12 protein-coding genes are annotated in these 12,118 nt (G+C 34.5%); 3 read left to right on the top strand and 9 right to left on the bottom strand.

Features of this window, described 5'->3' with window-relative positions; genetic code table 11:
- Positions 1-11: 11 nt before the first annotated feature.
- On the bottom strand, positions 12-644 hold the full coding sequence (yjbM, locus tag GSM_RS00765) for a GTP diphosphokinase (RefSeq protein ID WP_003688056.1): 633 nt from the start codon (positions 642-644) through the stop codon (positions 12-14).
- Between the two features lie 211 nt (positions 645-855).
- On the opposite strand from yjbM, the gene GSM_RS00760 reads away from it, so the two are divergent.
- Complete coding sequence (locus tag GSM_RS00760; protein ID WP_235720325.1) at positions 856-1,479, top strand: DsbA family protein; 624 nt, start codon at positions 856-858, stop codon at positions 1,477-1,479.
- Between the two features lie 155 nt (positions 1,480-1,634).
- On the opposite strand, the gene pepF is transcribed toward GSM_RS00760, so the two are convergent.
- From pepF to GSM_RS00730, 5 genes are all read right to left on the bottom strand, one after another.
- Entirely contained in the window at positions 1,635-3,446 is a 1,812-nt protein-coding gene (pepF, locus tag GSM_RS00755; RefSeq protein ID WP_003688059.1) for an oligoendopeptidase F, read from the bottom strand.
- 92 nt (positions 3,447-3,538) lie between these two features.
- Positions 3,539-4,546, bottom strand: a complete 1,008-nt coding sequence (locus GSM_RS00750; protein WP_003688060.1) for a competence protein CoiA — start codon at positions 4,544-4,546, stop codon at positions 3,539-3,541.
- A gap of 58 nt (positions 4,547-4,604) precedes the next feature.
- Positions 4,605-5,417, bottom strand: coding sequence for an adaptor protein MecA (locus GSM_RS00745; protein ID WP_003688062.1), 813 nt, complete (start codon positions 5,415-5,417; stop codon positions 4,605-4,607).
- Positions 5,418-5,658: 241 nt separating this feature from the next.
- Positions 5,659-6,057 carry a transcriptional regulator SpxA gene (spxA, locus tag GSM_RS00740; protein ID WP_003688064.1) on the bottom strand — a complete coding sequence of 133 codons (399 nt, stop codon included), beginning with the start codon at positions 6,055-6,057 and terminating at the stop codon, positions 5,659-5,661.
- Between the two features lie 365 nt (positions 6,058-6,422).
- Positions 6,423-7,163, bottom strand: a complete 741-nt coding sequence (locus tag GSM_RS00730; RefSeq protein WP_003688066.1) for an MBL fold metallo-hydrolase — start codon at positions 7,161-7,163, stop codon at positions 6,423-6,425.
- 63 nt (positions 7,164-7,226) lie between these two features.
- On the opposite strand from GSM_RS00730, the gene GSM_RS00725 reads away from it, so the two are divergent.
- Both GSM_RS00725 and GSM_RS00720 read left to right on the top strand, forming a co-directional pair.
- Positions 7,227-7,688 carry a hypothetical protein gene (locus GSM_RS00725; protein WP_003688068.1) on the top strand — a complete coding sequence of 154 codons (462 nt, stop codon included), beginning with the start codon at positions 7,227-7,229 and terminating at the stop codon, positions 7,686-7,688.
- A 50-nt stretch (positions 7,689-7,738) separates the two neighbouring features.
- A complete protein-coding gene (locus tag GSM_RS00720; RefSeq protein ID WP_003688070.1) occupies positions 7,739-8,296 on the top strand; it encodes a M15 family metallopeptidase in 558 nt (185 codons plus the stop codon).
- Positions 8,297-8,563: 267 nt separating this feature from the next.
- On the opposite strand, the gene nrdG is transcribed toward GSM_RS00720, so the two are convergent.
- From nrdG to tsaE, 3 genes are all read right to left on the bottom strand, one after another.
- Positions 8,564-9,154, bottom strand: a complete 591-nt coding sequence (nrdG, locus tag GSM_RS00715) for an anaerobic ribonucleoside-triphosphate reductase activating protein (RefSeq protein WP_003688072.1) — start codon at positions 9,152-9,154, stop codon at positions 8,564-8,566.
- Entirely contained in the window at positions 9,147-11,306 is a 2,160-nt protein-coding gene (nrdD, locus tag GSM_RS00710; protein ID WP_010077675.1) for an anaerobic ribonucleoside-triphosphate reductase, read from the bottom strand. The genes nrdG and nrdD overlap by 8 nt, the downstream gene beginning before the upstream one ends.
- Before the next feature lie 333 nt (positions 11,307-11,639).
- Positions 11,640-12,107 (bottom strand): tRNA (adenosine(37)-N6)-threonylcarbamoyltransferase complex ATPase subunit type 1 TsaE, encoded by a 468-nt coding sequence (tsaE, locus tag GSM_RS00705; RefSeq protein WP_003688083.1) that lies wholly within the window; start codon positions 12,105-12,107, stop codon positions 11,640-11,642.
- Positions 12,108-12,118: the final 11 nt, after the last annotated feature.

The raw sequence follows: 12,118 nt of genomic DNA, 5'->3' as shown, positions 1-12,118 counted from the left end.
AAATGAAACCATTATCTTTTATCATTACCCCTTCGATATGAAAATTCTTGCTGTGCATCCTTTATTTCTTCCCGAATTGCTGACATTTCCTGATCTAACTGAAAAGCTGCCTCGGCAGCCCTCTTTAACCTAACCTCTAGCTCGACCGGAAATTGGCCATTATACTTGTAGTTTAAAGAATGCTCAATTGTGGCCCAAAAATTCATTGCTAGTGTTCTGATTTGAATTTCGGCCAGTACATTCTTTTGTCCTTCCAGTAGCTGGACCGGATACTTTATAATCAGATGGTATGAACGATATCCACTTTCTTTTTCATTAGCAATATAATCTCTTTCTTCAATGACACTTAAATCATTTCGTTTTCTAATTAACTTCACTAATTGATAGATATCATCAACAAACTGGCACATTATCCTAATACCAGCAATATCTTCCATCTCAGTTTCTAAATTTGTTTCCACAATATTGCGACGCTGCATTTTTTCAATTATGCTATCTATGGGCTTTACCCGAGCTGTTACAAATTCGATTGGGACATGTTGCTGTGATAATCTAAATTGGTCGCGCAACGATGTAAATTTTGCCTTTAACTCAGATGTAGTCTGCTTGTAAGGTAATAAGAAGTCTGTCCAATCTTCTTTCAAAATAATCCCCTCTAACCTAGATTAAATTATACCCCTCAGTTTAACATATCTTTATTGCAAACGTAATAATTGCAAGTAAAACTAAATTCTCACTTATTTTGATCAAAAATAAGCACAATTATTGAATTATTTTTTTTTTGTTAAAGTATAGATAGCATTTAATCATAAGAGAGATTACGTATATTCATATGGGGGAAAAATTGTGTTAGAAATGTATTTATTTATCAATCCGGTTGGAAGAAAGTCCTATCAATCAGAGAAAAATATTATAAAACTTGTAAAAAATCTTGATATTGATATTCGATTCAGGTTTATCCCATTTTTAAATCTTAATACGGTTACCAATGTATTGAGTGAGCATAATTTACCTTTAAATAATCTCGATATAAGAAACAAAATCTTCAACGATATCTATCAAGCTTCCCTTGACTACAAAGCTGCCCTTTTTCAGGGTAAGAAACATGGGCGTAGTTTTCTTTTGAATCTTCAGGATAAAGTTTTTAATGGTGACAAAAAGTACACAAACGAAGTCGTCCATGACATTATCGGTTCTATCGGAATTGACTGCGAGATGTTTGAGAATGATCGCCATTCCAAGTTTACGATTGAATCATTCAAGCGAGATCAACAGATGGCTGCTGAGATGAACGTCACCACTCATTCAACAATGGTACTGTACAATCTCGCCAACATTGACTTTGGTGTTTCACTCACGGATTGCTCCTCTTACGATATGCTTGAGAAGTTATGTCTTGGTAAGCTGAACGATGAAATTATGCTATGCAAAAATAGTAAGGTTCATAAAAATTCAATTACCTCGCTTCACACAATTTAAAAATTATAGTGCATCTAGGTAATATTTTACATGAGGTAAAGAGGGAGCAAGTCGAAATACACGACTTGCCCCTTCTTTATTATAATTAATATTTTTCAAATCAACATATTAATTCAATCATTCTTGTACTCAAAATTTTACACTAACTGGCAATTCTAATTCTGTAATTTTGCCAGAACATCTTCAAGCTCTCCCAAACGTTGCTCAAAAACCACAAAAGCATCATCTAAATAATTAGGTTTTGTCATATCAACGCCCGCTTGTTTAACAATATCAATCGGTAATGCAGAGCTACCTGATTTTAAGAATTCAAGATAGCTTGCAGGCCCTTCTTTTACAATCTTGCCTGCTAAGGCACTTGCAGCTGCAAATCCTGTAGCATACTGGTATACATAAAAGTTGTAATAGAAATGAGGAATTCTCGACCACTCCAAAGCAATTTCTGGATCATTAGTGATTGCAGGCCCATAATAATGCTCATTTAAGTTAGCATATTTATTATTGAGTTCTTGTGAAGTCAACGGTAACCCGGCCTTGTCCTGATCATGAAGCCATCTCTCAAATTCTGCAAATTGCGTTTGACGATACACTGTTCCCTTGAATCCATCCAAGTAGTGATTCAATACATAAGCTTTAAATTGCAAGTCATCACTATTATCTAGTAAGTATTGTGTCAAAATATTCTCATTAGTTGTTGATGCGATCTCAGCAACAAAAATTGAGTAGTCACTGTAGTGATACGGTTGATTATGATTGCTCAAATATGAATGCATACTGTGACCCATCTCATGTACTAACGTGAAAAGACTCTCCAAGTTATCCTGCCAATTAAGTAAAATATACGGTGGCGTATCAAACATTCCCGATGAGTACGCTCCGCTGCGCTTACCAGTATTTTCAAGAACATCTATCCAACGACTTGCAAATGCATTTTTAACCGTCTGAACATAATCTTCCCCAAATATACTTAGTGCATCCAGCGCTATCTTTTTTGAATTTTTATAATTATATTTTTCCTCAGGTAATTTTGTAATTGGTGCATATAAATCGTACATATGTACCGAATCCAAATTTAATACCTCTTTTCGCACTTCTACGTAGCGATGCAACAAATCTAGATGATTGTTCACTCGTTCAACTAATGTATCGTAAACAGCAACAGGAATATTATTAGTACTTAATGCAGCCGAAACTGCATCTGGATAGTTTCTGACACTCGCTTGAAAATTATGCGTATGTACATGCGCTGCAAGCGAAGTTGCAAATGTATTTTCAAATTGTCCATATGTCTTGTACAACCCTTGAAATGCTTCTTTTCTAACTCTACGATTTCCAGACTCCAAAAATTTTCCGTACAATCCATGCGACAACTCAACCTTATTTCCCTTTTCATCTGTTACAGTTGGAAATTTAAGATCAGCATTATTCAATATTCCAAAAATATTTTCCGGTGTAGAAAAAATATCAGACGCTCCTGCAAGAAGCTTCTCTTCTTTTTCTGATAATAAATGATCTTTCTTTGCCATGATTTCGCTTATATACTGCTTGTATCCTGTCAATTCTTGATCATTATCGTAATACTCATTCAATTTTTTCTCGCCTAACGCCAATAGTTCTGGTTCAAACCATGAAAAAGCTGCAGCAACTTTAGCATAAAGTTGTTGTGCTTGCGAAAACAAGCCCTGATTTTTTTTATTATTCGTATCCTGATCACTCAGCATACTCGTATAAACGTATACCTTAACTGTCTTTCTTTCAACTGTAAAATAAGTCTTTAATGCTTCTTTAAGAGCCAAACTCCCATCTTTGAGAGTATTTTTTAGTTTATCTGCTCTCTTGATTTCTTCTTGTATCCCTTTAATATCTTCAGCTAGTTCATTTTCGTTTTGGTATACCTTTGTTAAATCCCACTTTAATTCCTCAGGTACTTCACTTCTACTTTTTAATTTGGAAATCTCTTTTGACATGTTATAGCCCTCCCCAGCAACACTTCTTTATTTTATTAATGAAATCATAGTTGGAGCCAGAATGCAATATTATTAAAAAACGAGATTAACAGTTAACTTCCTTGCTTATCAACAAATGAATTCATTTCTTTTACTTGTAAATCAGCTATTCTATCTACATTTACTAATGGTACTTCAAACAGATACTTTTGATGCTCCAAAATTATTTTCCAATATAAATCTTTTTCACTGATATTATTTAATTTTTTCAGATATATAAAATCGGTCTTCCAATATAGTTCCTTAACAGCATAGATTGGCGGTGAATATCTGCCAGCAAATAATAAGGTCTTAAGAGCTTCAAGATTTTGTTTCCGCAAGTAACACCTAATCTGCAAACTTCTAAAATTTCCTTGGCTTCGCAGAATGTCTCTTTCAAAAAAATTAGCTTGGATTATACATGCATTTTGAGAAATTTTACAAAATTCAAAATTATTTTTGCTAGTTAGAAATTCTTTAAGCGCAGTCACGGTGCCAAAATCAGCTATTTTATATTTCAATGGTAGATAATCAGTTTGCTGAATATTATAAATCACTCTAAATATTTTTTTATTTGTTAGATAATAAACTAAGTAGTATCCCTGTGACCTATTCCATTTGAGAAATTTTGCAATTTGCTGTGTCATTTTCCTTTTCAAAAGATATTGTTGTCCTAATATCCACAAGAACTTGAATCCTGCCTTCTTATATCCCTTGCTGCGTGCTCTCATCTTTGAAACCGACACCGGTGCACATTGAAACTCGATTATACCCTTTTGGAAATTCTTTTGAATCACAATGTCAGGCCGTTGTCTAAGTTCAGGAAAATAGCTTTCCATCTCTGTACTATATCGATCCCTCTCAAAAAGTTTTGCAAGTGCCATCTTCCCTTGTAAATGTTCAACTGTTTCACCCTCAGAGAAACTGTGACACTCTTTTTTTTGATGAGCAAAATGATTTCTTTTTAGCGTGCCATTTTTTATAAGAAGTTTCGAGTGACAAAAAGGGCAATAATAGTTGCCACCGTTGATTGCATCACTAGCCCATATCAATCTCCCATCACCATCTAATGCTTTTAACAAAAAAACACCCCTAGTAGTTAAATACGCACTAACTACCAAGAGTCTTCATTGCTAAAATTTATTTAAAATAGTATCTTGCTAACTCGAAAGCAGAAGATGAAAGTATGCACTTCCCACGCTCCTCTAAAATATCGTGAGACAAGCTGACACGCTTACCATATTCAACAGCCAGAGACAAAATATCCTTAATGTGACTGTCACCCGTTTGATCTACAAAGAAAATTAAGTCTAAATAATATTTATTGTCCAGCAAATACAAGCTAGACGCTAAACTTTCACTTTTCAAAAGTTTTGCCAAGCTGACAAAATCTTCAAAGTCACTAAATTCAATTACATAATGCTTACGTTCAATACTTTTATCATTCAAATATTCAGAAACTCCATCTCCATCATTTCCCAAATATTTCTGTCCGCTATCTTTATCTTTGTTTTTAATTAACTCGTCGTGAATCATCTCAGTTATATCTCTGCCTTCACTTCCATCTGGTTCTAAAAAGGTGAAACGCACATCATCTGAAAATTTTCTTGATTTCTTGTCATCATCTTTTGAGTCTTTCTCATCCTCATCATCATCTTTTGAATCATCCGGATTATCTTGGTCATCATCGTATTCATAATCTTCTATATCTTTTGGATTTACCTTACTGATAAATAACTCAAGTCCATTCCTATTTGGCAACAATTGGAATGTCACAGCATCATTTTCACGGAACTCATTATCGATATCAACTTCATCTAAAATACTATAGAAGAAACTCTCTATTTCCTTGCGATTGCCCAGTAAATCAAGCACGGTAATTCCACGTTCGGTCAAATCGTCAGTTTCAAGTAGCACCCTAATAGTGTTGTCATTGATTTTCTCCATCTCCATCGAGATCACCCACCTTTCCGATATTACCCTCTCGCTTAATGATAACTAAAAAAACAGAATTGTAAAGCACTTTATACTAAAAAACAAGACTAGTGGGATAAAAATTTACATAGAAATCTCGATTTATAGCTACAATCATAAAATACATGGATTATACATGTCTTAAGTGTACAAAAGGACCTTAGCGAAAGCAATCATCTTGCGCTGAGATCCTTAAAAAATTAAATAACTTTATTGAATTTTAAAATCCTGCAAGTTCCTGTGCTTTTCTTAACTCTAAAGCACGAACTTCACGAGGCAAAAATCTGCGAATTTCGTCTTCATTGTAACCCACTTGCAGACGCTTCTCATCGAGAATAATCGGACGTCTCAAAAGACCAGGATTCTCTTGAACCAAAGAAAATAATTGTTTTAGCGGAATTTCATCCAAATCAATATTTAACTTTTGGTAAGCCTTCGAACGTTTTGAAATAATCTCTTCTGTCCCATTCTCAGTCATTTGTAGAATTTGTTTAATTTCATTAATATTCAATGGTTCAGAAAAAATGTTTCGCTCTTTAAAGGGAATGTCGTGCTTCCTTAACCATGTACGTGCCTTACGACAAGAAGTACAACTAGGTGATGTATATAAAGTAACCATATTCTTTCGCTCCTTTACATGAAAACAGCTTACAAATTAATATCGTTCACAACATTATTATAACACTTGTATCAAAAAATTAATACCTTATTTTAAAAAATATTTTATTTCACTTTTCTTACAAGCAATATTTTCGATGTAGTTGCCTTATCATCAACATCAATAACAGATACTAACAATTTCTTGTTCTTAAGCGTAATTATTACTATTAGATAAAAATTATGATAATAATAAAATATTTTGCGAAAAATGATAGAAGATACAACAATTCGCGCTTTGTTAAGCCTTTTTAGTAAATCAAACAAAATTTCCTCTTAATATTATTTAAAAAAATTTATTAAAAATGATTAATTTTTGAATCTTTTTTAAACAATAATTTTTAGACCAACATACGCAGAGAAAACTTCAACTTGCTTACCTACAACCTTCTCAGCTTCTTTCACTAGTTGATTGGCCGAAATTTTTTGTGGCAAATGTGAGAGCATCAATTTTTTTGAACCTGACTTTAAAGCAAGCTTTGCTGATTCAGTAGACGTCATATGCCACTTCTTCCCCTTTTTAGCAGCACTGAAATTCGTATCAGTAATTAATAAATCAGAATCATGTGCAAACGGAATCATCTCAGGAATTTCTGCTGTATCAGCTGTATACGTAAGAACTTCCTTCGTTACAGTATCTTCGATTCTAACAGCATACGCAGTAACTGGATGCTTAGTTTTTAGAAAAGTTATTCTCAAGGACTTTAAAGTAAGTTCCTCAGCGGGATTATATGCAACTCCAACTGTTGCATCTGGCCAAGTAAGACTAGCAAAATGTTCTTGATCTTCAGCATGTCCGTAAATTGGTAATTCTTTTCCAGCAATCTCCTGGTTATTCAGTTGCCAATAATATTGTAAAACTCCAACATCCGCGATATGATCGTTGTGATAGTGTGAGAGCAATACTCCATCAAGTTCTAGAGGATTAAGATGCTGTTCCAGACTCAATAATGCTCCACTGCCGCAATCTAAAAGTAAGTTATAATCATTTGTTTGGATCAAGTAGCTACTTGTCCCTTTACCCGCATAAGGATAACCACCGTACATCCCTAAAACCGTGACTTTCATTACTAATCACCCTTTCTTTGTTTAATTATAACATATATATTTTATTTACAAGGAGGTTCCATAATGCAAAAACTTCATTTAACTTTTGGTTCATCATATGTAATTGAAGGTATAAAAGCCCAAAATAAGACAAAGAAATTTCTTCAGTTTTCCGATAAAAATGATCCCCATCAATATGCACTAATAACAATTGACAGTGAAAAAAAATTCTTTAAATCCAACCTCAATTACTCTATTTTGAATGGTAATCTTGATATAATCAAAGAAACACCTTATTTCTTTGATCACTTTTCATTAGATGAAAAGCAGCAAAAGATGTACTTAGCTTCTTTTCAACATATTCCTGATGGTTCTCTTTCATTTTTATTTTGTCAATCACTTGAACATGATTTTGATTTCTTAGTCATCTCTTGTTGGACAAATACTGTTCAATATAAGAATTGGCTGGCACGCCACAGTTTCATTACAACTTCCAATAATTCTTCCGATAATTCATATTCTAGAAAAATGTACATTAACTCATAGCTAACCTCTATTTCTCATAACAATTAAAATTATAAAGGAAGGGATGTCAAATGAACTCAGCTAAGCAAGGATTTACAAATATTCAAAAAATAGACTCGGATATTATAGTTGATTTAAAATATGCAACAACTGATAATTTCACTCAACAAATAGTCTATAATTTCACAACTGCGATTGCGCGTACTGGAACTGCGCAGAAATTAGCCGTTGCAAGTGATTTGGTCAAAAAGAAAGGATATTTTTTAAAAGTTTGGGATGCTTATCGACCTGTTATCGCTCAGAAAAAATTATTTGAAGTTTATCCTGATCCGCATTTTGTGGCCGAGCCTAATCCAAATTTTAGCCACCAAAAAGGAGTAACCTTCGACTTAACATTGGTCGATGCCGATAAAAATGATGTCAAGATGCAAAGCGACTTTGACGATTTTTCCACACGTGCCCATCGCAATTTTAAACGGACTGCTGAAGAAGAAGAATACTATCAAATTCTGAATAACGCGATGTTGGAAGCCGGATTTGTAGGGTATCCCGAAGAATGGTGGGATTATCGGGATTCTGAAATGGATAGTTATCAACCATTGGCAGCTGATCCAAATGATTATTCCTAAGTTCAATGAAAAATTTATATACTAGCCGACATTCACACATTAAACGGTAATTACTAATTTTAAATATTTGCAGCTGCAAAATTAGATTATGAAGAGACTAGGTCAAGATTTAATCTGGCCTAGTCTCTTCATTTATTCCAAATAAACGTATTCCAATAAGTTAAAACTAGCTCTAATTATTCATAACAAAAGAAGTGAAGCATATTCTTGGTTTCGAATCAATATCCGAAACCTCAGACCTGCCTCACTTCTTTAAATCAAAAAATATTATCGCAATAATTTATCCCACAAAACTACCTTGTCACTTTTCAAGCTCTTTTGTACATCAATTATTCGCTGATTAGAACTACCTCTAAATTGCAGCGTTAAATCTTTTTTCGCAAGTTCAAAACGCCCATCGACAAGTATATCAATTAATGATAATAACTCTAGCTTGTCTTCCGATTCTTTCATTAATTCATCCCAAGTATAACCTGTCCAAGACCAGACATCTTTTGTGTTACCGTACTCCTTACGAAGTCTCTTGACCAACTTCAAACAAACCTGTGTATTTAAAAAAGGTTCCCCACCTAGTAAGGTCAATCCTTGACAATATTCCGCACCAATATCATCCATAATCAAATCTTCTAATTCTTGAGTATATCGCGTTCCATAATGGAAATTTTGAGCTACTTTGTTGTAGCAGCCAGGACATGCAAACTTACAGCCACTGACATATATACTGCAACGAACACCTTCACCGTCAACAAAATTAAAGGCTTTATAATCAGCAATGAACTCCTGACTTAAGTCGCCTGCTAACCATTCTTTTGGTTTGGGATCTTTAGGTCTACGTGCTTTTCTTATTCTATCAGCCATTATATCCCGTCCCATCAAAAAGATTTTTCTCACGCGATGCAATCTCTGCGTGTCTACCATGAACCATTGGACGCTGCAATGGGTTTCCCAAATATCCACAAGTCCTTTTTACACAATCGCATGTTTTCGGGTCATGATTACCACAATCTGGGCACTCAAAACCTCTAGCAGTGGGTTTAAATTCGCCTTCAAAACCACATTTGAAACAATGATCAATCGGAGTGTTTGTGCCCAAATAACCAACTTTATCATATGCCCAGTCCCAAACGGACTCCAGCGCTTTGGGATTTTGTCTTAAATTAGGATACTCACAATAATGGATGAAGCCACCAGAAGCATACTTTGGATAGTCTTCTTCAAACGTTAGCTTCTCAAAAGGAGATGGATGCTTCCTTACATCGTAATGAAAACTATTTGTATAGTACTCCTTATCTGTGATGTCCTTGATTTTGCCAAATCTTTTTGTATCAAGTACACAAAAGCGGTCAGTCAGCGACTCACTTGGAGTCGAATAGACACTGAAATGATAATCATATTCATCCGACCATGCCACACAATTCTTCTTTAATTGCCGTACAATTTCAACCGTAAATTCATGTGCTTCTTTATTACTTTCCCAATCGGGTCCATAGAATGCTGTGCCGACTTCATACAAACCTATATATCCCAGAGAAATCGTTGCTCGCCTCTTTTTAAAGAGTGTTGAAACATCCTCCCCTGGCTTAAGCCTCTTTCCGAACGCACCGTATTGATACAGTATAGGCGCATTTTCTGGAATTGCCTGCTCCACCCTCTTTGCCTTAAACACAAGAGCTTCCTTACAAATTCCCATTTTCTCATTAAAAATCTTCCAAAACAGTTTTTTATCACCACGGGCTTCGATTGCGATCCTCGGAAGATTGACTGTTACAACTCCTAAATTCATTCTGCCAGAGTTAACTTCTTTTTCATTTTCATCTTTCCAACCTTGTAAGAAACTGCGACATCCCATCGGAACCTTAAAGCTACCAGTTAATTCCTTTATTTTGTCATACATTAAAACATCAGGATACATTCTCTTAGTAGCACATTCAACAGCTAATTCTTTAATATCATAATTGGGATCACCAGGTTTTAAATTTAAATTTTTCTTCAATGTGAACACAAGTTTAGGAAAAATTGCAGTCCTTTTTTCTTTACCTAATCCCTTTATCCTAATCTGAAGGATTGATTTTTGAATCTCACGTTCAATCCAAGATGTGCCCAGACCAAAGCCTAATGTCGTAAAAGGTGTTTGTCCTTGTGATGAGAATAACGTATTTATTTCATATTCAAGGCCCTGCATTGCATCATAAATATCTTTTTTTGTCTTTTTCTTTGCAAACTCATGCAATTTATCGTTATCATCAATATAATCCTTAGCATCGACCAAATGCTTCTCATAATTTCTTTTAGCAAATGGTGCTAATAATTCATCGACCCTATCAGCTGAACAGCCACCATATTGGCTTGAAGCAACATTAGCAATAATTTGGGCCATTTGAGCCGTTGCTGTTTGAATTGAATGCGGGCTCTCCACCTCAGCATTTCCAATCTTAAAACCATTTGTAAGCATTTCTTTAAAATCAATCAAGCAACAGTTAGTCATTGGGCTCCATGGTGTATAATCCAAGTCATGGTAGTGAATATCTCCGCGCAAATGTGCTTTAGCAATATGCATTGGCATCATTTTTAGGCCTAGTGTCTTACCAACTGCACCAGCAGTCAAATCTCTTTGGGTATTAAAGACATTACTATCCTTATTAGCATTTTCATGAACCAATGCTGGATCTTTAACTTGCAGCCTTTCTAATCTACTAGCAGGATTAGTCTGATCCTGCCAATATTCTTCATTTTCTTTGTAGACTTTTATGTAAGCAAGTGCTTCGGCCTGATACCCCTCTTTATTGAACACATCGATTACAGCACGATGAACTTCATGTGCGTCAACTTCAGTCACATTTCCGATTAATTTTAGAATTTTTTTAATTAATGTTTTCTTCTGTTTTTGCAGACCCATCTCATCAAAAATTATTCCAAGTTTGTAGGAAGCAAAATCCATCTTGCTACCATCACGCTTAATAAAATATGTTGGGCTTTTCACGTTCTTCTTTTCTTCTACATCTACAACCACAATTTTGCCTCCTATGATTAACTTAATATATATATTGTATGCTCATAGGTTATATAATACAACTTATAGTGTTATGAAAATGAACGTACACTATATATTGTTTTTTAACTTTGTGATATTTATTACTATATGAAAACGAGCTACTAGAACAATAAAGAGGAAACATTTAAACGTCAATATTTAAATTCAATAGGAGGCTAACCACACAAGATCTGTTATGGCCCACCTCCTACTATACACAATATTAATAATATATTTCTATTTAGGTTTCTCCATTTAAATAAGTCTTTACAAACTTCCTAACTTGAAAAATTCATAAAAAAGCATCAACTCTTATTTGACTAACTCAGCAAATTTGCTAAGCAATCGTTCATAATGCTGTCCTCTTGCAATCAACTCTAATTTCCGCCAGTTCTCATGTTCATCATTCTTCACTAGATTAATTACCAAATGGTCCGATGGAATATCTTCAATTACAAATTTTGACCATTCAAGCACACTCACACCAGCCTGATTAAAATATTCTTCGAGTCCCAGGTCTCCAGCCCCAATTCCTTCAAGACGATATAAGTCCATATGAAATAAGGGTAAACGGCCATCATGATACTCTTTGATCAGATTAAAAGTTGGGCTTTTTACATTCTTAGTGATTCCCAAACCAGCAGCTAATCCCTTTGTAAAAGTTGTTTTACCAGCTCCTAAATCACCATTTAACAAAATAATATCTCCCGGCATCAAAAGTCTGCTCAAGAGTTTCGCATATTTAATTGTCTCTTCCGCATTCCTAACACTAAGTTCCATAAGAATCAATC

The organism is Liquorilactobacillus mali KCTC 3596 = DSM 20444, from assembly GCF_000260415.1.
Taxonomy (GTDB): domain Bacteria; phylum Bacillota; class Bacilli; order Lactobacillales; family Lactobacillaceae; genus Liquorilactobacillus; species Liquorilactobacillus mali.
The sequence above is the reverse complement of the archived record's forward strand: the minus strand, read 5'-3'. Positions and strand labels throughout refer to the sequence as shown.